22 protein-coding genes and 1 tRNA gene are annotated in these 23114 nt (G+C 65.5%); 8 read left to right on the top strand and 15 right to left on the bottom strand.

Annotated features, from left to right (window positions below; all coding sequences use genetic code 11):
* Nucleotides 1-14: 14 nt before the first annotated feature.
* Complete coding sequence (locus R8G01_17175; protein MDW3215734.1) at nt 15-821, bottom strand: 3-methyl-2-oxobutanoate hydroxymethyltransferase; 807 nt, start codon at nt 819-821, stop codon at nt 15-17.
* Nucleotides 818-1708, bottom strand: coding sequence for a deoxyribose-phosphate aldolase (locus R8G01_17170; GenBank protein ID MDW3215733.1), 891 nt, complete (start codon nt 1706-1708; stop codon nt 818-820). Before R8G01_17170 ends, R8G01_17175 begins: the two co-directional genes overlap by 4 nt.
* A 116-nt stretch (nt 1709-1824) precedes the next feature.
* Here R8G01_17170 and purU point away from each other — a divergent pair, with 116 nt between their 5' ends.
* Nucleotides 1825-2670 carry a formyltetrahydrofolate deformylase gene (purU, locus tag R8G01_17165; protein ID MDW3215732.1) on the top strand — a complete coding sequence of 282 codons (846 nt, stop codon included), beginning with the start codon at nt 1825-1827 and terminating at the stop codon, nt 2668-2670.
* Nucleotides 2671-2741: 71 nt separating this feature from the next.
* Here the strand turns inward: purU and R8G01_17160 are convergent, their stop codons facing one another.
* The 6 genes from R8G01_17160 to dcd all read right to left on the bottom strand — a co-directional run bounded on the left by R8G01_17160 (nt 2742) and on the right by dcd (nt 9680).
* Nucleotides 2742-3764: a phytanoyl-CoA dioxygenase family protein gene (locus tag R8G01_17160; GenBank protein ID MDW3215731.1), complete on the bottom strand. Its 1023-nt coding sequence runs from the start codon at nt 3762-3764 to the stop codon at nt 2742-2744.
* Nucleotides 3765-3767: 3 nt separating this feature from the next.
* On the bottom strand, nt 3768-5003 hold the full coding sequence (locus R8G01_17155) for a carbohydrate ABC transporter permease (GenBank protein ID MDW3215730.1): 1236 nt from the start codon (nt 5001-5003) through the stop codon (nt 3768-3770).
* Nucleotides 5000-6643, bottom strand: a complete 1644-nt coding sequence (locus R8G01_17150; protein MDW3215729.1) for a sugar ABC transporter permease — start codon at nt 6641-6643, stop codon at nt 5000-5002. The genes R8G01_17155 and R8G01_17150 overlap by 4 nt, the downstream gene beginning before the upstream one ends.
* Before the next feature lie 52 nt (nt 6644-6695).
* The gene (locus tag R8G01_17145) at nt 6696-8084 is read right to left on the bottom strand and encodes a sugar ABC transporter substrate-binding protein (protein ID MDW3215728.1); all 1389 of its coding nucleotides are present in this window, start codon (nt 8082-8084) and stop codon (nt 6696-6698) included.
* A 160-nt stretch (nt 8085-8244) separates the two neighbouring features.
* Nucleotides 8245-8712 (bottom strand): hypothetical protein, encoded by a 468-nt coding sequence (locus R8G01_17140; protein ID MDW3215727.1) that lies wholly within the window; start codon nt 8710-8712, stop codon nt 8245-8247.
* A gap of 395 nt (nt 8713-9107) precedes the next feature.
* Entirely contained in the window at nt 9108-9680 is a 573-nt protein-coding gene (gene dcd, locus R8G01_17135; protein MDW3215726.1) for a dCTP deaminase, read from the bottom strand.
* 73 nt (nt 9681-9753) lie between these two features.
* Here dcd and R8G01_17130 point away from each other — a divergent pair, with 73 nt between their 5' ends.
* Nucleotides 9754-10371 carry an FMN-binding negative transcriptional regulator gene (locus R8G01_17130; protein MDW3215725.1) on the top strand — a complete coding sequence of 206 codons (618 nt, stop codon included), beginning with the start codon at nt 9754-9756 and terminating at the stop codon, nt 10369-10371.
* Between the two features lie 35 nt (nt 10372-10406).
* Entirely contained in the window at nt 10407-10895 is a 489-nt protein-coding gene (locus R8G01_17125) for an SAM-dependent methyltransferase (GenBank protein MDW3215724.1), read from the top strand.
* Nucleotides 10896-10919: 24 nt separating this feature from the next.
* On the opposite strand, the gene R8G01_17120 is transcribed toward R8G01_17125, so the two are convergent.
* Nucleotides 10920-11921 carry a YihY/virulence factor BrkB family protein gene (locus R8G01_17120; protein ID MDW3215723.1) on the bottom strand — a complete coding sequence of 334 codons (1002 nt, stop codon included), beginning with the start codon at nt 11919-11921 and terminating at the stop codon, nt 10920-10922.
* 164 nt (nt 11922-12085) lie between these two features.
* Between R8G01_17120 and R8G01_17115 the strand changes: the two genes are divergently transcribed.
* Nucleotides 12086-12156: transfer RNA gene (locus tag R8G01_17115), tRNA-Gly, on the top strand.
* 168 nt (nt 12157-12324) lie between these two features.
* Complete coding sequence (locus R8G01_17110) at nt 12325-13392, top strand: tyrosine-type recombinase/integrase (GenBank protein MDW3215722.1); 1068 nt, start codon at nt 12325-12327, stop codon at nt 13390-13392.
* Nucleotides 13393-13402: 10 nt separating this feature from the next.
* Here R8G01_17110 and R8G01_17105 read toward each other — a convergent pair whose 3' ends face one another.
* Entirely contained in the window at nt 13403-13618 is a 216-nt protein-coding gene (locus R8G01_17105; GenBank protein ID MDW3215721.1) for a helix-turn-helix domain-containing protein, read from the bottom strand.
* 20 nt (nt 13619-13638) lie between these two features.
* Between R8G01_17105 and R8G01_17100 the strand changes: the two genes are divergently transcribed.
* Nucleotides 13639-14685: an IS110 family transposase gene (locus tag R8G01_17100; protein ID MDW3215720.1), complete on the top strand. Its 1047-nt coding sequence runs from the start codon at nt 13639-13641 to the stop codon at nt 14683-14685.
* 91 nt (nt 14686-14776) lie between these two features.
* On the opposite strand, the gene R8G01_17095 is transcribed toward R8G01_17100, so the two are convergent.
* The 3 genes from R8G01_17095 to R8G01_17085 all read right to left on the bottom strand — a co-directional run bounded on the left by R8G01_17095 (nt 14777) and on the right by R8G01_17085 (nt 18549).
* On the bottom strand, nt 14777-16687 hold the full coding sequence (locus tag R8G01_17095; protein ID MDW3215719.1) for a hypothetical protein: 1911 nt from the start codon (nt 16685-16687) through the stop codon (nt 14777-14779).
* A 110-nt stretch (nt 16688-16797) separates the two neighbouring features.
* Entirely contained in the window at nt 16798-17124 is a 327-nt protein-coding gene (locus R8G01_17090) for a hypothetical protein (protein ID MDW3215718.1), read from the bottom strand.
* An 891-nt stretch (nt 17125-18015) separates the two neighbouring features.
* A complete protein-coding gene (locus R8G01_17085; protein MDW3215717.1) occupies nt 18016-18549 on the bottom strand; it encodes a sigma-70 family RNA polymerase sigma factor in 534 nt (177 codons plus the stop codon).
* A 267-nt stretch (nt 18550-18816) separates the two neighbouring features.
* Here R8G01_17085 and ctaD point away from each other — a divergent pair, with 267 nt between their 5' ends.
* Complete coding sequence (gene ctaD / locus R8G01_17080; GenBank protein ID MDW3215716.1) at nt 18817-20721, top strand: cytochrome c oxidase subunit I; 1905 nt, start codon at nt 18817-18819, stop codon at nt 20719-20721.
* Between the two features lie 138 nt (nt 20722-20859).
* On the opposite strand, the gene R8G01_17075 is transcribed toward ctaD, so the two are convergent.
* Nucleotides 20860-21141, bottom strand: a complete 282-nt coding sequence (locus R8G01_17075) for a DUF411 domain-containing protein (GenBank protein MDW3215715.1) — start codon at nt 21139-21141, stop codon at nt 20860-20862.
* Nucleotides 21142-21195: 54 nt separating this feature from the next.
* Entirely contained in the window at nt 21196-21408 is a 213-nt protein-coding gene (locus R8G01_17070) for a hypothetical protein (GenBank protein MDW3215714.1), read from the bottom strand.
* A 794-nt stretch (nt 21409-22202) separates the two neighbouring features.
* On the opposite strand from R8G01_17070, the gene R8G01_17065 reads away from it, so the two are divergent.
* Nucleotides 22203-22565, top strand: coding sequence for a hypothetical protein (locus R8G01_17065; GenBank protein ID MDW3215713.1), 363 nt, complete (start codon nt 22203-22205; stop codon nt 22563-22565).
* The last annotated feature ends 549 nt before the right edge of the window (nt 22566-23114 follow it).

The following is a 23114-nucleotide window of genomic DNA, read 5'->3' as shown; positions in this document are numbered from 1 at the left end:
TGACCTCCAATCGATCAGGGTGGTGGTGTGGCGTCGAGTCGGTCGACGAACTCGGCGACGACGTCGTCGGCGACGGTCACCAGGTGCTCGGGTTGCGGGTACGAGCCCGCGTCGACGTCGGCGCGGAACTCGGCGAACGCCGCAACCCGTTCGCGCTGGAGCCGATCGTGCTCGGCAGCGAAGTCGCGGTACACCTTGGCGTGACGCGGGCGGTGGCCGCGGGTGTACCCGAGGATGTCCTCGGCGAACAGGTATTGCGCGTCGCCGCCGACGCCGGCACCCATCGAGAACAGCAGCAGCGACGTGCGCGATGCGATCTCGGCGGTGATCGGGGCGGGAACGACTTCGATCTCGGCGGCGAACGCACCGGCCGCCTCCAGCACCCTGACCTGGTCGAACACGGCGGTGGCGCTCTCGACGGTCTTGCCGACCGCCTTGAACCCGCCGGTCCAGGTGCGGCGCGATGGAATCAGACCGACGTGACCGACGACAGGGATGCCCTCCGCCGCGAGGCGGGCGATGATCTCGGTGCTCGCCGCGCAGTACACGGCGTCGCCGCCCGCGAGCACGGCGGCGTGGGCGGCGCGCAGGTAGTCGTCGGTGGTCGCGAGCACGCCGTACTGCAGGCCGACCTGGACGAAACAGTCACCGGCTGCTTCGCGCATCGCTGCGTCCCAGTACGACATCTCGATCGACAGCACGTCGATGCCGGCGGCCGCGCACGCCGCCGCTTCGTCGGTCGTGGTGACGTAGACCATCGACAACTGCCGCTGCCCCCTGCCGGCCCGCAGGTCGGCGACGGTCGGCCGTGGACGATTCACGACGGCCGCACGATCGACGCGGCGCGGTCGATCGCCGCCTCGACGTCACCGTCGGCCGGATAGAGCAAGGAGCGTCCGACGACGAGGCCACGAACGTTCGGCACCTCCATCGACCGCTCCCACGATGCGTAGGTCGCCTCGGGGTCGGGGCCCGGGCTCCCACCGAGGATCAGCGCCGGCAGCGTGGTGCAGGCGAGCATGCGCGCCGGATCCTTCGCTGCCGGCACCTTCAGCCAGGTCGCGGACGACGTGCCGCCGAGGCCCGACCCGATGGCGACCGCCCGGAGCAGCGCATCGTCGTCGTCGAGCAGCTTGGCGGCGCCGGTGGCGGGGTCGTGGTGGTACGGCAGGGGCTCGACCATGATCGGCAGGCCCGCAGCGGCGCACTCGTCGACCGCCCGTGCACATGCCTCGAGCGTCGGTGCGGTGCCGGCGTCGTCGTCGGCGAGCCGCAGCAGCACCTTGCCCCCGTCGAGACCGTGATCGGCGATCGTGGCCGCCGAGTACGCGGTCATGCGGTCGTCGAGCTCCCAGTCGGCGCCCATGATCCCGCCGCGGTTCATCGTGCCGAACGCGAGCTTGCCGTCGAGCGCACCGAGCAGCGCGAGCTCTTCCATGATGTCGGCGCTGGCGAGCACGCCGTCGACCGAGTCGGACGACAGCGCGATCAGCAGCGACTCGAGCGTGCGGCGCCGATCGGCCATCGCGAACGGTTCCCCCGGCACGCCGAGCATGCCTCGCGCGCTGTGGTCGGCGGCGACGATGAACAACCGGCCGTCGGTGAGCAGCGGACGGCGGGGACGCGCGCGGAGCATCTCGAGCGGGCGCCCGGGATCGTCGGCTCGTGTGGCGATGAGTTCGCCCCATCGGTCGTCGGTCAGATGCATCGAACACTCCCCTCGGCGCCACCGGACGGCACCGCCCCGCGTCAGTGTAGAGCGCTCCAACCCTCCGGTGAAGAGCCGGGTTTCGAGATCGCCGTTCGGCCGATCGAATGTCGTCCATGTCCACCACGCACGTGCTCTCGCTGACCTGCGCCGACCGGCCCGGGATCGTCCATGCCGTCACGGCGGGAGTGCTCGACGTCGGCGGCAACATCATCGAGAACTCCCAGTTCACCGATCCCGACACCGACACGTTCTGTATGCGCATGGTCGTCGCGACCGCTGACAGCAGCGACGACCTCCGCGATGCCGTCGCCGGCCGGCTCGGGGATCGGCCCATCGAACTCACCGTTCGTCCGATCGACCAACGGCCGAACGTGCTGATCATGGTGTCGAAGTTCGACCACTGCCTGGTCGATCTGCTGTACCGCTGGCGCAACGGCGGGCTCGCCGTCGACATCCCGGTGATCGTGTCGAACCACCCCGACTGCGCCGAGGTCGCCGAACGGTACGACATCCCGTTCCGTCACCTGCCCGTCACCCGCGACACCAAGGCCGAGCAGGAGGCGGAGATCAAGGCGCTGGTCGCCGAGCACGACATCGATCTGGTGGTGCTCGCTCGCTACATGCAGATCCTGTCCGACGACCTGTGCGCACACCTGCGTGGGCGGGCGATCAACATCCACCACTCGTTCCTGCCCGGTTTCAAGGGCGCCAAGCCGTACCACCAGGCCCACGAGCGCGGCGTCAAGATCGTCGGCGCCACCGCACACTTTGTCACGGCCGACCTCGACGAGGGTCCGATCATCGAGCAGGACGTCGCCCGCGTGACCCACGCCCACACCGCCGAGCAGTTGGTCGCCCTCGGTCAGGACACCGAGCGACTCGTCCTGTCTCGCGCCGTGCGCGCGTGGGCCGAGGACCGCATCCACCTGATCGGCAACAAGACGATCGTCTTCAGCTGAGTCGATCCGTCGGGTCGATCCGTCGGGTCGATCGGTCGGGTCGCCCGCCGCAGGGTGGCGGACGCCGTGGGTCAGGAGGACCGAGCGGCGCGGGCGGCCCGCTGCATCCGGATCGCTTCGGGCGTCATGATCTCGGGCGTGATCGGATGCGCCGAGTCGGCGACCACGAACTGGGTCATCTTGCGCGCCCGTTCCGAGAGCTGCTCCCAATCGGATCGATTGATGCCCGGGATCAGCGACTCGCGGAACCAGGGCGCGTAGATCTCGAGGTTCGGGATCGCACGCGCGCGGTCGGACACGTTGGGGGTGCCGCCGTGCCAGGCGCGCGTGTCGCGGATCTGGACCGCTCCCGCCGGCGCCGGGCAGACCGTGCTGAGACGCATCCACTCCGGCTCGGTCTCGAGCGACGGGATCTGGCCGCGCTGGTACTGGCTGCCGGGGATCTGGCGCGTCGGTCCGTTCAGCGGCGTCACGTCCTGCGGCAGGAAGTTGATCGCCATGTACGGCGTCGGGATCTCGCTCATCGTCAGACGACCGGACGGGTCGTGGAACGACGACACCGGCGACCGCTCCTTGGAGATGAAGTCGTGCACGTCGGCATGCAGCGGCTGGTAGTTGACCGCGCCGGCGAGGCAGAAGTCACCGCTGGCAGCACGCAGGATGTAGTCGTCGTTCTCGAAGATCGCCTCGATGATCGGGGTGAGCGTCGGGAGATCGAGCAGCATCTGCCACTCGGGCCGATGAAGCATGCTGCGCGTCGAGCTCGTGCCGCCGAAGGAGTACCGGTGCGAACCACGGTTGCCCGCACGGTCGGCGTTGTCACGGGTGACGATCTCGCTCATCATCTCGTCGCAGCCGGCGCGGAGGAACTCGGTCTGCTCGGGGGTGAGCACGTTCTCGACCACGACGAAGCCGTCGCGTCGGAACACCTCGACGGCGCGGTCGATCTCGTGCGGCTGGAACCGCTCGAGACCGTGGATGCCGTTGTTCTCCAGGAGGTGCTCACGGAGCTCGACGACCTCGGGATCGTCGGGCGAGTGCTCGGCCCAGCCGAGATCGTGAGGGGAGATGAGTTCGGCACTATCGGTTGACATCGGTCATCCTTTCATTCCTTGGGCAGCGACGCCCTCGACGAAGTGTCGTTGAGCGGCGATGAAGGCCAGCACGGGCGGGACGATCGCGATCATCACGCCGGCGAGCACGAGGTGTGGGTTGTCGCCTGCCCGTCCGCCCAGCACCTGCAGCGCGAGCGTGAGCACGCGGTTCTCCTCGTTGCCGAGGCTGATGGTGAGCACCGGCCACAGGAACGAGTTCCACGCGTAGAGGAAGGCGAATGCCGACAGGGCGGCGATCGGCGGTCTCGACAGCGGCACCATGATCCGCCACAGGATCGTCCATCGGCTCGCGCCGTCGATGAGTGCGGCCTCTTCGAGCGACCGCGGAATCGACAGGAAGAACTGTCGCATCAGGAAGGTGCCGTACGCCGAGAAGATGAACGGCACGATCAGCGACACGATGCCGTTGATCCAGCCCATCGAGACCATGAGCTGGTGCAGCGGCACGATCAGGACCACGAACGGGATCATGATCGAGCCGAGGTACATCATGAAGATCTGGTCGCGGCCTTTGAACCGGAGGCGGGCGAACGCGTATCCGCCCAGCACCGAGGTGAACACCTGCCCGAACACGACCAGCAACGTGACCAGGATGGAGTTGGTGAGCGCCCGGTCGAGGCGCTGGAGTTCGAGGACCTCACCGAAGTTCTCGGTCCGCAGCGACGTCGTCTTGACCGGCTCGCCGTCGGACGGCAGTCCGAAGTACTCGACGGTCGGGTCGTCGGGCACCACGAACCGGGCCGCGGTGGTGCTCCGGACGCGGACCACCTCGATCGATTCGTCCTCGTAGGTTGCCGTACCGATCTCGCGTTCGCGCTCGCGACCGTTGACCAGCACCGCCATCCGCTCCCCGCTGCCGACGAAGTCGTCGTCGTCGAGCAGGAGGTACGTCGATTCGTCGTCGGGCGTCGCGACCGGGGCGTACACGCCGGCGGAGACGCCGTCCTCGACCAGTGCGACCTCGACCGTCTCGCCGTCGATCTCGAGGTCGAGCAACGGTGCCGGTTCGTCGAACCCGGTGACCTCGACCGTCGCCGGCGCACGCGGGATCAGCGTCGGCGGGTAGTTGTAGACGTCGGCAGGAGCCTTGAGGCTCGTACTGAACGCCACCACGAACGGGAACAGCACGATGACGCTGAACCCGATCAGCACGGCGTAGGTCAGCGCCGCCGAAACCTTGCGCTTCCGGGTCCGTGGGGGTGAGGTGCGACGGCTCATGCCATGGCCTCCGTCCCGTTGCTCTTGTTCCGTTTGAACTGCACCAGCGTGATGCAGAAGATGAAGCCGAACAGCACCCACGAAACCGCTGATGCGTAGCCTTGCGAGAAGTTCTGGAACCCTTGCTGGTACAGGTAGAGCACCGGTGTCAGCGTCGAGTTACCGGGGCCTTCCGGCGGTGTCATGAGGACGAACACGATCTCGAACATCTGGATCGAGTTGATCGTCGTGATCGCCACGACGAAGAACGTCGTCGGCTTCAACATCGGCAGGGTGATGTATCGGAACTGCTGCCACGAACTCGCACCATCGAGGCGGGCAGCTTCGTACAGCCCGACCGGGATGCCCTGCAGACCGGCGACGAACAGGACCGAGTTGAACCCGAAGGTCATCCACGCGAACACGATCGCGATGGCGAACAGCGCCGTGCTCTGGTCGGTGAGCCAGCGGATCTCGTAGTCGCCGGGTAGGAAGACGGTGAGGAGATAGTTCAGCCAGCCGACCGAGGCGTTGAAGAGTTGCCGCCAGATCAGCGAGATGCCGATGACGCCGGCGATGCTCGGGATGAACAACACCGCCCGGAAGAACTTCATCCCGGGCAGCTTGCTGTTGAGTAGGTTGGCCACGACCAGGCCGGGGATCACGCTGGCCGGAACGGCGACGGCCAGGAAGATGACGATGTTGCGCAACGACTGCCAGAAGGCCCGGTCGATCGCCGAGATCAGGATGTTCTGCCCGAACAGGTTGAAGCGGAACGCTTCGGCGTAGTTCGTCTTCAGCGCTTCGCTGGCCGGAGCCGTGGAACTCTCCATGAACGCGATGTCGACGCGGAACAGGTCGAAGTAGTTGTCGAACCCGACGAAGCTCTTGTCGCCGAGGGCGTCCCAGTCCCAGAACGAGATGAAGAGCGAGAACACCAGCGGCCCGGCGAAGAAGAAGAGGAAACCCAGCACGTTGGGCGACAGGAACAGCAACCCTTCGATCTGTTCTTGTCGCCAACTGGTCGTGCCGTAGTCATTCCTCGCACGGGCGCCCCACATCACGCGCATCGCGTATGCGGCACCGGCGATCAACGCCACGAGCACGAGGGAGCGGACGTCGACAAGTTCGCCGGCGATCGCGACGACACCGTCGATGATGCCCATCGCGAAGATGAACACGACCGCGCCACCACGCACCATCCACGTGCCGCCACGACGGAGATGCGGTTGCCCGATCCGGTCGGAGAACAGCATCCACAACCAACCGACGAAGGGCACGAGCAACCAGTAGATGGCCCCCTCGAAGCGGGTCGCGAGTTCGTCGAAACCTTCGAAGACGCCGACCCTCGACAGGAGGACTGCCGCGCTGACCACGATCGTCAGGTAGTTGACCATGATCGAGACCGTGCGGCCCATGTCGCGGTGCCGGTGCAGCGGCGCGACGACGAAGATGTTGGCGATCATGCCGAACGCCGACAGCCCGACGAGGATGTGCCGAAATGGGCCGACCAGGTCGGCACCGGGGCCGGTGATCGCGCCGATGAAGGCCACCACGAAGAAGACCGCGAGCGCAGCGTGCCACGTGACGACGAATCGGTAACGATGCCCCGACGGACGGTCAGGGACCGAGGTTGGCGATGTCGCTTGTTCCAGTTTCATGGGTGCACTCCGAGGGGGAGGGTGTCACCACCCTCCCCCTCGTCGAGAGGACTCAGCCCCCGAAGGCGGCGTTGTTGGCCTCAGTGCAGATGGTGTCGGCGAAGCTCTCGATCGATTCGTCGCCGCTGATGACGTCGACCACTCGGGAGTTCACGGTGTCGTAGAACGCCGGCCAGCTACCGTTCCAGAGCGGGCCCTCGGTCTCGGGGTTCTCCGTCAGACCTTGGATGAAGGCCTGGTTGTTCTCCGGCGGTGAGTAGGTCAGGAAGGCGTCGATGTTCTCCTGGTCGCTGCGGCTCGGGATGTTCGTGCCGAGTTCGGACAGGCCCTGCTGCACGTCGGGCGAGGTGAGCGCCTGCACGAGTTCCCAGGCCTCTTCGGGATGCTCGGTCTCGGCGTTGACGACGTAGGCACCCCAGAACAGCCAGTTGCTCGGACCGCCGGGGCCGTCGGGCAGCTTCACGACGTCCCAGTTGAACTCCGCCAGGCTGCGGACTGCCGGGACGGTCCAGCGACCGGTCACGTTCATGCCGACCGAACCGGCGAGGAACGGCTCGGAGGAGTTCTCACCCCACGAGACGGTGTTGCCGGAGGCGAAGAAGTCCCGGGCGAACGTGAGACCTTCGAGGGACTCGGCCGAGTCGAGGCCACACGCGGTGCGATCCTCGTTGTACATGCCGCCACCGGCCGCATTGACCCAGTAGCTCCAGGTGCCCCACCAGGCGTCGGCACCGAAGCCACGCACTTCGCCGCCGAGGGCGGTGATGTCCTCGGACACCTCTTGCAGCGTGGTCCAGTTCCATTCGCCGTTGGCGGCGAGGTCGCGCGGATCCTCGGCGCCGGCCTCGGCGATGAGGTCGAGGTTCAGGTAGAGCGCAAAGGTGGACACGTCGCGAGGGAGGCCCCACAGCGTGCCACCGGGCTCGCCGGCCTCGTGGTCGTAGGTCAGGTGGTACATCGGACCTTCGTAGAAGTCGCTGTCCGAGTGGTCGGTCGCGTCGGCGATGTCACGCATGTCCAACAGCAGGTCGCGCGTCGCGAAGTCGGCGATGCTGGCGCCGGGGATCCAGAACACGTCGGGTGCCGTGCCGGAAGCCAATTCGGTCTTCAGCAGGTCGGTGTACGACGTGCCGTCGTTGGCGCCGGCCTCGTAGGAGATGTCGAGATGCGGCAGGTCGGCGTCGATCTCGTTGCTGATGTCGGTGTAGACGTCGGCTTCGGACTGGTTCGCTGCCTGTGTACGCCACCGGAGTGGCACGGCATCGCCCGACGGGGCTTCGTCCTCGGTGGCCGGCTCGGAGGTCGTGGCGTCGGCATCGCCGTCGTCACTCCCTTCGGCGGTGTCTTCGGCCTCGCCGGTGTCTGCCGCCGACTCGTCGGGTTCGGCCGACGTGTCGTCGTCACCGCCTCCGCACGCGGCGAGTGCAAGACCCGCTGCCATTCCCAATGCAACCAGGCGACGACGCGCCCCACGATGTGTTCCAGTCCTCATCGAACCCCCTCTGACGTGCTATTGAACCCGTGTTCAATAGATTGTTGACGGACGGTACAACAAGGCGCGGTGGCCGCGCAAGGTGGAGCGCCGACGCCGCAGCGGTGGTCTACCCCGCCCGGGTCGCCGAGAGATCGGCGTCGTCCCGCTCGGCGGCGAGCAAGGCCTGGAGCGAGGAACGAGCCGCGGTGAACATCACCAGCTCGATCTCGTCGCGTTCCACCTCACCACGCACCATCAGTGGCCACAGGACCGGCGTCACCGAGGTGAAGAGCGTTGCCCAGACCTGCGCTCGCGCCGGCCGCACCCCGAGCCTGACGATCAGCTCGGTCCACCAAGCAAGATCGGCTTTCCGGATCTCGCGCCGCCGTTCCTCCCACACCTTCTCGAGCTGCGGCTCCGAGATCAGTCGGTAGTAGACGATGCCGCCCTCCTCGATATTGTCGAGGAACCACCGCGTGTTGTCGACCAGGCGCGCCTCGAACAGCTCCTCGACCGTGCGCCCCTCGAGCTGCTCGTCGATCGGCGGCATCGTCTCGATGTTCCAGAATGCCGACACCCGTTCCCAGAGCGCCATCAACAGCCCCGCACGGTTGTCGAAATAGGCGTACAGCAGCCCGCGCGAGACGCCCGCCCGCCGCGCGACGTGTTCGACCGTGAGCTCCGAGACACCCTCGCGCTCGACGATCTCGGCCGCGACGTCGAGCAGGTGTTTACGACGTTCCTCGGGCGCCAGTCGGGGCCGGGTCCGCCCTCCAACTTCGATTCACTCATCGCAACGACTCCGTGCGATCGTTCCGTTCTGCCCGTCCATGAAGTGGAACACTAGTGAACGCCACGGGAGCGGCTCCCGGGCGAGACGTCGCAGTGGTGCCGGGTGAACGCTCATGCTCACCGGCACCACCCCGAACCGCTCGGCCCGTCGACCCGGGCGATCGGACCACCAGGAACGACGCGCCGTCGCGCCGCCGGTCAGCGGAAGTTCTCGAAGTAGCGGCTCGGGGTGGGGCCACGTTGGCCTTGGTACTTCGAGCCCGCCGCACCCTTGCCGTACGGGTTGTCGGCCGGGGTGGTCATCCGCATGAAGCTGACCTGACCGATCTTCATCCCCGGGTAGAGCGTGATCGGCAGGCTCGCGACGTTGGCGAGCTCGAGGGTGATGTGGCCGTCGAATCCGGCGTCGATGAACCCGGCGGTCGAGTGGATCAGCAGGCCGAGTCGGCCGAGACTCGACTTGCCCTCGACGCGACCAACGAGGTCGTCGGGCACCGCGACCCGTTCGAACGTCGACCCGAGCACGAACTCCCCTGGGTGCAGCATGAACGACGCGTCCGGGTCGTCGGCGTCGATCTCGATCAACTCGGTGAGGTCCTGCAGATCGTCCTTCACGTCGAGGACCGCGCGCGTGTGGTTCCGGAACACGCGGAACAGGTTGGAGATCCGCACGTCGATCGAACTCGGCTGGATCAGCGACTCGTCGAGCGGGTCGATCACGATGCGTCCCGCCGCTAACTGTTCGCGCAGGGTCCGGTCCGAGAGGATCATGCTCGCCGACTCTAGTGACCCCGATTCCCGGTCTACCCACGTCGCCGGCCGTCAGTACGGTGACGGCGTGTTCATGCCCCGCGACTTCACCGAGTCCGACCGCGGCGCCGTCGCGACGATGGCGCGTGCGGCAGGGTTCGGCCATCTCACCGTGGCCGGTACCGACGGGTTGGTCTCCACGCCCGCACCGTTCCTGATCGACGACGACGCGACCCTGGTACGAGCGCACCTCGCCCGGCAGAACCCGGTGCTCGCTGCGGCACCGGCCGACGCACTGTTGGTCGTCCCGGTCAGCGACACGTACGTGTCAGCGGGTTGGTACCCATCGAAGGCCGAGCACGGCAAGGTCGTGCCCACCTGGAACTACGAGGTCGTGCATCTGCACGGCCGGCTCGTCACCCACGATCCCGAATGGACGCTGCGGCTCGTCCGTGACCTCACCGATCATCACGAGGCCGAGATGCCGTCACCGTGGTCGGTCGACGATGCCCCGGACACCTACATCGACGGGCTGCTCCGAGGGATCGTCGGCATCTCGATCGAGGTCACGCGGGTCGACGCCAAGCGGAAGCTGAGCCAGAACAAACCGCCAGGTGATCTCGACGGCGCCATCGCCGGGCTACGGTCCGGCGATCGACGCGGGGCTCATCGGGTCGCCGATGCGATGGACCGACAACGTCACGAGGAGTGAGCTGCATGGCATCGGGCATCGGTATGGATCGAGGCATGGAGCACCGCATTGAACCGATCGGCTTCGTCGGCGGCGGGCGGACCGACCGGCGCGACGACGGCTGGGATCGTGAGTTCGCCACGATCACGTTGACCGACCGGTTCACCGACGAGTCGCTGATGGGGCTCGACGCCTTCTCGCACATCGAGGTGATCTTCCGGTTCCACACGCTGACCGACGACGAGGTCACGACCGACGCCCGCCACCCCCGTGGCAACCCCGACTGGCCGCGGGTCGGCATCTTCGCCCAGCGCGGCAGCAAGCGACCGAACCGGCTGGCCGTCACGATCTGCCGGCTCGTCGGCGTCGACGGTCGGGAGGTTCGGGTCCGGGGGCTCGACGCGATCGACGGCACGCCGGTGCTCGACATCAAGCCGGTGATGCGGGAGTTCCTCCCGCGCGGCGAGGTCGTCGAACCGGCCTGGGTCGGCGAGCTGATGGCCGGCTACTGGGAAGGGCCCGACATCGCCGACGACGACGCCTGAGCGGCGGGGGTCGGTCTCCTCTGCTCAGTGGCGGAGCTTGCCGAGGGTGTCGGCCTTGACCGCGCCGCGACGGCCGACCGGCTGGTCGCCACCCACGGTCGTGTCGACCTCGGTCTGGTGTTCGATCTCGGCGTTGATCTCGGCACCGAGCAACACGATGACCGCCGTGAGCCAGAGCCACAGCAGGATCACCACGACCGCGGCGAGCGAGCCGTAGGTCTCGTTGTACGAACCGAACGAGGAGACGTAGAAGCGGAAGCCGAGGGTGACCGCCACCCACGCCAGCACGGCGAAGATCGAGCCGACCGACACCCACTTCCAGTGCGCGGCGCTCCGGTCGGGGGCGATGCGGTAGAGCAGCGCGAGCGCGCCACCGAACGACAACGCGAGGCCCGGCCAGATCAAGATGTTGAGGAGGCGACGGGTGCCGACACCGAGCCCGGTGCGCGAGATCAGCTCGGGGAAGCCGACGACCACGAAGACGGCGAACGCCACGAACACGATCGCGCCGAGGGTGAGGCCGAGCGCCATCGCCTTGCGATGGAACCAGCTGCGGGTCTCCTCCTCGTCGTAGGCGATGTTGATCGTGTTGACGAGTTGACCGATCGCGCCGGACGCGGTCCACAGCGACAGCGCGACGCCGATGATCAGACCGAACGACAACGATCCGGACGACTGCGACGAGATCGTGTCCAACTGATCGGTGAGCAAGCTGCGTGCTTCGTCGGGCAGCGCGCCGAACAGGTCGGTGATGACCTCCTCGGGATTCCTGCCTCGTGCCACGAGGCCGAGGATCGACACGAGCGCAGCGAGCGCCGGGATGAGCGCGAGGAACGAGTAGAACGCCACGGCTGCGGCACTGAGCCCGACGTGGTCGTCGCCCCACTCGTCTTTCACGCGGAAGGCGATGTCCTTCCAGCCGAGGCGGGGGATCTGGAACGGATGCCGAGCGTCACGACCTCGGCCGACGACCGTGTCGGGCACGCTCGCACCACCCTGGGTCTCATCGGCGAGCTCCGCGGTCACGTCGACCACGTTCGGGTCGGATGGATCTGCGGCTGGCGGTGACATGACGGGTTCAGGACTACCCGCGATCGGCGCAGACGGAACCCACCGGAGAACATCCAGCGGACGATTCCCGCTCGAGGGCACCGCCCGCTAACCTGTCGGACGCCCGCCCAGCGGGCCTCGCGGGTGTAGTTCAATGGTAGAACATCAGCTTCCCAAGCTGAATACGGGGGTTCGATTCCCCTCATCCGCTCTCACCGAGTGACCAGGCAAAGTGCCTGGTCACTTGCGGTTTTCGACGAACCCTGGACGGTCGTCGATTCCAGGTCTAACCTGTGTTCGTGCCTACAACGTGCCTAGAACAGACCGCAACAGGGCGGCACAGATGAGTAGAGCACGCCAGTTCGGCACCATCCGGAAGATGCCCAGCGGACGCTTTCAGGCCCGGTACTGGCACCTCGGTCGGCAGGTGCCGGCAGATCACACGTTCCGCACGAAGGCCGACGCGCGGGTCTGGCTTGCGTCGATCGAGACCGATCTCAACCGTGGCGCACACATCAACCCGTCAGCGGGCTCCGAGCGCTTCGGGGTCTACGCACGACGATGGCTGGACGAGCGCGACCTTCGTGCCCGCACACGCGATACGTACGACTCTCAGCTCAAGTGGATCCTCGAACGCTTCGAGTCCGTTCGGCTTCGCGACATCACTCCAGCCGCCGTCCGCACGTGGTACGGGCAACTGCACAAGACGCACCTCGCCGCGAACACGGTAGCGAAGGTCTACCGATTGTTTCGGACCATCATGGGCACAGCGGTCGAAGACGGCCACTTGCGAAGCAACCCGGTCAACATCAAGCGTGCGGCGCGCGAGGAGACCTACGAAGGGCTACTGCCCACGTACGGCAACGTTGCACGTCTCGCCGATGAGATCGAGCCTCGATTCCGGGCATTGGTCTGGCTGGCCGCGACATCCGGGCTCCGCTTTGGCGAACTGTCAGGTCTGGCTCGTCGCCACGTCGACCTCGACCACTCGACTATCCGAGTGGATCGCGCTCTCACATTCGAGAGGGGCGTTGGGGCAACGTTCGGCAAGCCGAAGACGGCGTCAGCTCATCGAACCGTCGTCATCCCCGAGAGCACAGCGGCGCTTCTGCGCGCACACCTCGACGAGTTCACCGAAGAAGACAGAGATGCCCTGGTGTTCACGTCGGTCAAGGGCCGGCCCCTCCTCTACCGGTACTTCACTCCATACTGGAAGAGGGCGAAGGCGAACGCCGATGTCGACCCGAACGTTCGGTTTCATTCGCTCCGCCACCTGTCGAGCACGACGGCTGCGAGCGCTGGCGCCTCGATCAAGGAGCTGATGGCGCGGATGGGGCACGCCACGTCCGATGCATCGGTTCGCTACCTGAACAGGTCGACGCAGCGAGATGCGGAGATCGCAGCCGCAATGGACATCCGTATCACAGCGGAACGCGACGTGCTCTGACAGCTCCCGATCATGAAAGCGCGTCGACGCGTCGCTCTGTGAGCCACAGGTCGATCTCGTTGGGATCGAAGCGAACGAACTTGCCGATCTTCGCATAAGGGATCTCTCGCCGGTAGACCATCGAGCGGACGAACCCCTCACTCACACCAAGGAGGTTGGCGAGACTCGGCACGTCGTACCACTCGGGTGCAGTGTGCTTCGGCGACGTCGTGTTGCCCTTGCTCATGACACCTCCCTTCCTGGAGCGTGAGCGGCCGCCCGAACCGACCGCTTGCTCTGTTGGTATGTGAACCACGCCGCTTCGTCTGGGCGGTCGAGGGTGCGAATGGGATGGGCCGCAACATCGCCCAACGGCTTGTCGCCGCGGGTGAGACGGTGATCGATGTGCCGGCGAAGTTGTCGACTCGGGTGAGGGTGTATTCGACCGGGCACGGCACCAAGACCGATCACACCGACGCGGTCGCGATCGCTCGTGCTGCGATCCACTCCAAGCATCTGCGTCGGGTGCAGCCTGACGGTCCGAACGTGGCGTTGAAACTGTTGTCGGATCGACGCACCGAACTCGTGCGGTCACGCACCTCCGCGGTGTGCCGGCTGCACAGGTTCTTGCGCGAACTGATCTCGGGTGGGGCGCGACTGTCACTGTCAGCTGAGCATGCGTTTGACCTGCTCACAGCACTTGAGGTCGACAACGTCGCCGATCAGATGCGGGTTGAGCTCGCGATGGAGTTGATCGACGACATCGCCCGGCTGGATCTGAAGATCGATGAGATCACCAAGCGCATCAACGCCACCGTGAAGGCGTCGGGCACCACGTTGACGCGGGTGTATGGGGTCGGGCCGATCAACGCTGCGTTGATTCTCGGTGAGGTCGAAGACGTCTCCCGTTTCGCCACCCGTGATCACTTCGCGAGCTACTGCGGGACCGCCCCGATCGCAGTGTCATCCGGTGATGTGAACCGGCATCGACTGTCACGTTCCGGGAACCGTCAACTCAACCGAGCCATCCACATGGCTGCGGTCACCCAGATCAGATTCGACACCCCCGGACGGGACTACTACCGCCGCAAGATCGCCGAAGGCAAGAGCCGCCTCGAAGCACTCCGCTGTCTGAAACGACGTGTGACCGACGCCGTGTGGCGCCAACTCCAAGTCGACCGGCAAGACGACCAAACCCAAGACGACACCTGGCCACGCCGGCCATCGACACGACAAGGTGAACCGTCGTATCGGTCACCAGCGACACTGCGGATGAACGGCAAGCCGATGCAACCACGACCGACCCCGGTCTAACCTCGGCGTCGGGTTCGGGGTGTGGCCGCAACGAAGAATCAGCCTCGAGGTGCGAGCTGATCACGCGGACGGCACACGCCAACAGACGTCCTCATATGCCCACCCCGAACCCACCTCTTGACAGAGAGGAGCCGTAGCCGTCGTACGACCACTGCCCCGTCGGTGGGTGGTACTTCACCGTGATGCTGCCGCCGTCGTGATCGGAGATGAACGCGGCGATGTCGTCGGGCTCGAGCCAGGTGACGCCGAACTCGGGAGTGATCTCCGCTGCGGTCAGCGGTGTCGGCTGCACGTTGCGCAGCGCCGCGACGTTGCGTTCGAACGTGGTGTCGTCAGGAGCTGCTGCGATCGCGGCGTCGAGCTTGGCGACGACATCGCCAGACAGGTAGTGGGCCGCGAGCTCCCACTCCCCTTCCGGAGTGTGGAAGGCGACCTCAGCGAGTTGGTGGAGCGCCGCCGCTGGATCCGCGTCCAGTTGCGTGGCGACGTAGTCGGTGTCGATGCGATGCCAGCGCGCGAGCGAGTTGGCGACGGCCTGCTCGATGGTGGCCGCCCGGGCGGGCCAGTGTTCACCGCTTGGGTCGAGGATCGGACGTTGCAGGATTGCGGCGGGGGTTGCCTGGCCGGTGTCGTCGTCGAAGTCCTCGAGCGCAGCGACGGACCACCACGACGGGTCGGTCCGGAAACCTTCGAGCTTCGGGTAGCGGCGACGAACCTGGGTCCGTTCCCCAGTTGCCTCGTCGACGTTGTCGTCGTCAGTGTCGCTGCGGCGTTTGACCGGTTTGACGGCGACGAGGTCGTAGGCGTTGAGCGGTTGGTCATAGGTGTCGCGGTAGTTGGCGTACAGGTCCGCCAGTTCGATGCGGCCCTCATCTGTGGGTGCGTCGAGGTATTCGAGCGCTCGGTCCCTCATCGTGACCAGCAGCCGCAGCTGGTTGCGGTTCTTGGCTGCGCATAGATGTTCGAGCCCGTCGCGAGAGAATCCGGTCGATGAGGACGGGTCGGTCACGATCGATCCGGCGGGCAGCGCCCGTCCAGCGGTCGTGCTCGCCGCTATGGGTTTCGGTTCGTCGATGGCAGGTGCGTGTCCGGTCGGCGCCCACTTGAGTTCGACCCGCTCGAGCACAGCGGCGAGCGATTCGTGTGCCGGCCGGTCGCCGGTGACGGTGAAGTTTTCTCGTCGGTAGGCACCGCCGGGCTCGACGACGCCGAGCACATGATCCGGATGTTGGCGCCAGTACCGGTTCACCGGAGTCGAGGTCTTCTCGTCGAGCCTCAGGTCTTCGACCTCGGTCCAATCTGGGGTCGGTCGCTGCTCGCCGGGTAGCGGGCGGCGCAGGATCATCAGGTCAGTGACGACGTCGGTGCCGGCCTCACGGTGGGTTCGCGACGGCAGCCTGATGGCGGCGACCAGATCGACCTCGACGGCGAGGCGTTGCCGCCACGACCGGTCTCTGGAGTCGAGTGAGAAACGCGATGTGATCACCGCTGCAACACCGCCCGGTCGGAGCATCGCCACCGATCGAGCGATTGCCAGGTTGTGCAGGTTGTCGCGGTGCGGGTTGCCGACACCGGGCTTGTGAGATGAGAACGGAACGTTGCCGACCACCACGTCATAGCCACCGTTCTCGGTTGCGCGGTCGCTCCGGGCGAGGTGCCACTCCTCGATACGCGATTCGGTGACGTTGGCGCCCGTCAAGGCGCGGGCGACCTTGACCGACACGGGATCGATGTCGACCGCATCGAAGCGGATGCGTTCTGGCGCAGCGGCGATCCAGTCGCCCCTGCCACAACCTGGCTCGAAGCCATAGCCGTCGCGGACGCCGCGGCGCTCGAGCCACGCCCACGTCGCGAGGATGACATCGGTGTCGGTGTAGTAGGCGTTGAGGATCGATCCGGCGGCGATCTCGCCGTAGCCGGGCCAGTGCTCCTCGACGCGTCCGATCGCCGCCATTCCCCGCTCGGTGCCGACCCATTGCGCCAGACTCGTCCACGCCCGCAAGACACCGATCTCGTTGGCCGTCGGTGTGCGGCCGCCGAGCTCGGCTGCAAGTCGTGCGGCCTGGGTCGCAGCCCGAGCCCGATCGCGGACCTGACCGCCGTGGCTGCTTGTCAGTCGATGTCGTCGGGGTGCACCAGAAGCGTCGGCAGCATCGGGTACCGGGGCAAGGTGTCGAGGTCGATCGCGAACGGGATCACGGTGTCCTCCCGGTACATCGGCCCCAGTTCGTCGTCGGCGGCCGTCGCCACCTGCCAGACCATCCACTCCACGGTCCGGTGCTGCTTCACCACCGACATCTGATGCCACTCCGCCGTCGGCTGCCACGTCGCGGCGAGGTCGACCACCTGCTCCACCAGGTCGTCCAGCAGTTCCGCGTCCTCCGGCCACGCCGTCACGAGACGATCCCTCAGAGCCGGCGACGCGTAGAACACCAACATGTCCCTCAGAACCTTGCGGCTCGGCAACGATGGCGTCGAATAGGGAAAGCTGCTCATGGGGTACCTCGTGACGTGAGGGACCGGCCGACGCTTCAGGCGCCGACAAGCCCTGATCGTCCCTCGACTCATCATGACCTCCCTGGTCACCTGGCGGGGTGCTCATCGCCCGCCCCCGCCACGGCTCGCAGGAGCAGCACGGGCTCGGCTGGAACGACCACTCACGCCTACAGGACGCAAGTCGGACCGGCTTGTCACCGTCGTCGTTCGATCTACCTCTCAAACTACGGCCACATCGATTCCAATACAAGCCCGCTTGCATTTCGGCGGTGCAGTGGTCAGTAACGTCGCGATCGTGGGCTTGAACGACGTCGCCTCCGCGGCGAACGACATCGATTAGTGGCGCTCGACCACGCCCGTGCGGCCCGCAACGACGCGATCCGCCAGGCGTCCACTGAGGTTCCCCGGCCGGAGCGATCGCCGAGGCCGCGAAGTTCACACCCGCCCGAGTCGGCAGCATCCTCGGTCACCCCCGCCAACGGGTCGGACGACCGTCCAGCACGCCATGCCCGGGCTGATCGGGCGAGCCGTCAGGCGCTCGGTGCGCTGGCGGGGGTCGCCCTCACGACGGGATTGTCGAGGCAGACCGAGTCGGTCACCGGCGCGGGTGGCCTCCGATCGTCTGCGTGTTCGCCCGAACGCTCTGCACCGATATCGGCGGTCCACGAACCTGTCGGCGGCATGGCATCTTCAGCCACAACCTCGTCCAAGACTGCCACCCTCATCGACACCAACTGACCGACCCGCGCATCGAGACTCAGAACATGTGATCCCTCCGAACCCAATCCTGCGATCCGAGCCCGGCGGCGGAATTGCTTCTTCAAAGGAGACTAACTATCCGGACTGGGAGTCGGATCGACGATTGAGCGCTATGGCAAGTGTTTCGCGACCCCGCGCGACGCGCGATCTGACGGTGCCGATCGGACAGCCGATGACGGTGGCTGCCGACGCGTACGGCAGTCCGATGAGTTGTGTCAACACGATCGCCTCGCGTTGGTCGATCGGGAGCGATGCCAGAACGAGCATGACGGGCACGACATCGCCGTGATCGGCGGTGGCTGCGGTCGTTGGTTCCGCTACCGGATCGGTGCGCCTACGGGTGACCCGGCGAATGTGTTCGCGGCATACATTTCGGGCGACTCCGAGCGCCCACGTGAGCGCCGGGCCACGATTCCAGCGTGGCAGGAACTCGATGACGCGGACCAATGATTCTTGGGCGAGGTCGTCAGCGACGTCGAACCGGGTGAGATGCACGCAGAATCGCCACACGTCTGGCTGGATGGCTCGGACGAACCGCTCGAGGGCGTCCGCATCACCGTCTTGTGCGTCGCGAGCGAGAGCGTCGAGGTCGAGCACAAGCACGATCATGCCATACCGATGGAACTCGCTCCCAGCGTGCGGTCATCAGTGAGGTGTGACACAACACGATGCAAGATGCTCGTACGAGATGAGACTGGTCAACGACCAACGACGCTGCGTGAGGAGTGTCACTGGCGGCCGGCCGACGCTCCGTCTGGTTGCCGACATCTACGCGGTCGCGGCCTGACCGTGGCGGTCATCGAACGCCCGGTACCGACGTCTCGTCCTCCAACGGTCGCGACACCCGCCACGACGTACGGCGTTTTCCGTCGACCCGTGCACACGACCGGCTGGAAGTCCTGGCTGTTCACGGTCGATCACAAGAAGCTCGGCATCATGTACGGGGTCGCAGCCTTCGCATTCTTTCTGATTGGCGGACTCGAGGCGCTGCTGATTCGCGCACAACTCGCAGGGCCAGATGGCACGGTGCTCTCGGCTGACATGTACAACCAGATGTTCACGATGCACGCGACAACGATGGTGTTTCTGTTCGTGATGCCGATGGCGGCGGCGTTCGCGAACGTCCTCGTGCCGCTTCAGATCGGCGCACGCGATGTGGCCTTCCCCCGAATCAACGCGTTCGGGTTCTGGTGCTTCCTCGCCGGCGCGATCTTCATCAACACGTCCTGGTTCCTCGGCGGTGCGGCGGACGGCGGTTGGTTCATGTATGCGCCCAACTCGTCGGTGCCGTTCTCGCCAACGAATGGCATCGATTTCTGGACGCTCGGATTGCAGATCACTGGCATTGCGTCGCTCACCAGCGCCATCAACCTGATCGTCACCGTCATCAACATGCGGGCCCCGGGCATGACCTTGATGAAGATGCCGATCTTCACATGGATGGTGCTCGTCACCCAGTTTCTACTGTTGTTCGCCATCCCGGTGATCACCGTGGCGCTGTTTCTGTTGATGTTTCAACGCCAGTTCGACGCAACATTCTTTTCTGTCGAGGCTGGTGCCGACCCGCTGCTGTGGCAGCACCTGTTCTGGATCTTTGGCCACCCAGAGGTGTACATCTTGATCCTGCCGTCGTTCGGCATCGTCTCCGAGGTGCTTCCGGTGTTCTCGAAGAAGCCGCTGTTTGGCTACCCGCTCGTCGTCTTCTCCGGCGCTGCAATCGGGTTCATGGGATGGGGCGTGTGGGCTCACCACATGTTCGCCTCCGGCCTCGGGCCGATCTCGGTTGCCGTCTTCTCCGTCTCGACCATGGCCATCGCGATCCCCACCGGTGTCAAGATTGTCAACTGGACGATGACCCTCTGGGGCGGCAAACTTCGATTCACGACAGCAATGTTGTTCGCGATCGGGCTGATCGTGCAGTTCACGATTGGCGGGCTCTCAGGCGTCACACACGCCGTTGCGCCGTCTGATTCTCAGCAGACCGACACCTACTACGTCGTCGCACACTTCCACTACGTGCTCTTCGGTGGTGCTGTGTTGGGGCTCTTCGCCGGGTTCTACTACTGGTGGCCAAAAGTCTTCGGCAAGATGCTGTCGGAACGGATCGGTCGTTGGAACTTCGGTGTGATGGTGATCGGGCTCAACCTCACGTTCGGACCCATGCACGTGATCGGACTCCAAGGTCAGCCACGTCGAATGTACGTGTGGACCGAAGCGCGTGCCGGCGAGGGAATCTTCAATCTCGGCTTCTGGAATCTTGTTGCGTCATTGGGTTCGCTGGTGCTGGCCATCGGTGTGTTCCTCTTCGTTGTGAACATCGTCGTGTCGCATCGCAAACACGGGCCTGCTCCGCTGGATCCGTGGGATGCGCGCTCGCTGGAGTGGCTCACGACCAACCCTCCGAAGGAACACAACTTCGACGTGATCCCGACCGTGAGCAATCTCGACGAGTTCTTCCACCGCAAGTACGAAGATCGCGGCGTGGACGGGCACCACGACTTCCAACAGATCGCCACGGCGGAGGAGATCATCGCCCAGCAGGAAGCCGATGCCGACGCGCACATCCATCTTCCGTCGCCGTCGTATTGGCCAATCGTGACGGCGTTCGCGCTGCCAATCATCGCCTACGGGGTGATCTTCAACCTGATCCTCGCCGCAGCCGGTGCCCTGATCCTGCTGATCGCCGTTTTCGGTTGGAGTCTCGAACCACACACCGAACCCGACGACGACTCCGACTCCGGGTTCGACACCGACGGAGTTGGACTCGACGTCACTGTGTGAGTGGTGAGGCCGGGAGGAACGGCTGCGCTCCGGAGCATCAAATCGCAAATCTGTGAGTGCGCGTGACTTGACCCGTCGCGGCCCCGGTAGTCGCCACCGTCATTCGTGGGTTACGTCGATGTCCGACGGTGGGGGTTCTCAGTATTCGTAGAGTGCGAGTGTCCCGTTCGTCGCGATCGATTGAACCGCTTGGGATTCCCAGGTCGCTTCGTTCCCACCCATGCCGGGCGAGTCACTGGGCATACCCGTGACAGCGAGTCCGATCAGGTCTGGCCGGTCGGTCAGGAGCCGATCGATCGCGCCGACTGGAACGTGACCCTCGAGCGCATAGCCCTCGATGAGTGCGGTGTGGCACCCGGCCGCTTCGTTCGGGATGCCGAGCGTTGCGCGACGTGTCGCACGGTCAGGATCGTCCCTCATGTCAGCATCGAATCCATGGTCTGCCAGGTACCCGACCCAGCTGGCGCAACATCCTCAACCGGGATCTCGCCACACTTCGACGCGCACGCCGGCTGACGCTGACTGGCCCGCATTCTCCTCAGTGCCGTTGTTCTTCCTGGTCGATTCGCCTCCCAATCCCTCGGTGCCGCACGCAGTGAGTGCAGCGGCGATCGGCGCCGCGACCAGCGCTCGCAGGATCGCGCGACGGCTCAATCTGGCGTCGGGGCTCATCTCATCGACCGGCATTCATGCTCTCTTCCAACGAATCTTGACAACAGCTTGTCTCAGGTCGGCTCCGAGCACAACGCGCCCCGCTAGGTCGAAGGCATGATGTTCGGACATGAACGAGGACGGACGGTGCGACGTACCCTTCGTGGGATCCCCGAACGACATCGCCGTGGCAGGCCGCTCGAACCCTGCAAGTCTGGTGTCGATCAACAGGTCCGTAGCGAGCTCAATCAGTTCATCCTTTCTCGACGACTGCGGGAACCGACCGGGACGGTCAGGTCATTGGTGTTCGTGGAGTGCATCGCCGCGCGAACGATTCTGTCGGCTCAGCTCGATCAGGAGGCCGAGCCCGACGAGGCACGCGTGGCAAACGCTCACCTCGGGCGATGCGCTGACTGCTCCAGATGGTGGACGTCGATCGGATCTGTGACACGCGCGCTCCGGGTTCGACCGGCGGAACAGATTCCCGACATCGCGACACAGGCCCTCGCCCGAAGCAGGCATCGCCCTCGGACCTCGTTCCGATTGATCCGGCTTGGTCTGGCGCTGCTCGCGTCAGTCGAGTTGGTCTTTGCGATCTCTGGAGTCGTTGCGGGTCGTTCAGCGTCGCCGATTCATGACACACAGCACATTGGCGCGTTCGGGGCTGCCGTTGCGGGCGCATTGCTCTTCGTGGCATGGAGGCCGGGTCGCGCTGGCGGTTTGATGCCGCTCGTGTTCGCGCTCGGGTTCGCGATCCCGACGTTCGCAACCGTCGACGTGATCAATTCGAACTTGACCATTGGAGGCGGAGTTCATCATCTCGTACAGATGTGCGGGCTCTCAATGGTCTGGTTTCTCTCCGGTCGCCGACTGGCTGGACCTGGCAAGAGAACGCGTCGACCTACGATCCACTTCTCCGCGGGCGTCGGCATCGCTCGCCTGCGGACGCATCGATGAAATACCGGATTGACGACCTCGCCGCTCGCCTCATCGTGGTGCTCGTTGTCGTGGTGGCTCTCACGATCGACGCGCCGCTTGCAGCGGCTGGACCCCGACAGACCGCCTACCGATCCGCTGACAACAATGGCGTCAGTTCGGGCTCGGGATCGGTGGCGTTCTTCGTCAGCATGGCGGCGGTCATGGTGATCGGTGGAATCGTCGTGTGGACATCTCGACGAGCCAGAAAGCAGTGAACGAGCGGTGCGATCGGTTGAGCTGCTACTGCGCGGGCGGGTCCGGAACGGCCGGCGGCGATTTGTCGCTGTCACCTAGCGATCTCAACGGAAGGTACATGTGAGATGACCCGCACTGTTCAACTCGATCTGCCAGTCCTGCTGCCACATGCCCCAAGCGAGCACGATCCGTGTGTCGATCGGCTGATCTCGACGCTGTCGAACAGCGCCGGGGTCGACGACGTTCATGTCATCGCAGCGGGCACAGACGATCCGAGTCGCGTCTGTTTGCACTTCGATCCCGACACGACGAGCGTGGCCAGAATCCGCAGCCTCGCACGGGCGTCTGGGGCAGAGATCACCGATCAGTTTGGGCACGTGCTCTGGTCTGTCTCAGGCGTGACCCATATTCGCAAGGCTCGATCGGTCGCAGAGTCCCTGAGACGTGTTGACGGCATCGCCGAGGCAGAGGTGACGCCGGGTATCGTCCGCGTCGAATTTGACCGACGAGTGGTCACCGAAGCCGACGTGCGCGACACGTTGTTGCGCCACGGCGTGAGTGCCACGCCA

It is taken from the genome of Ilumatobacteraceae bacterium (assembly GCA_033344875.1).
Lineage (GTDB): Bacteria > Actinomycetota > Acidimicrobiia > Acidimicrobiales > Ilumatobacteraceae > Ilumatobacter.
Note: the sequence above shows the minus strand (reverse complement) of the source record. Positions and strands in the feature narration are given on the sequence as shown.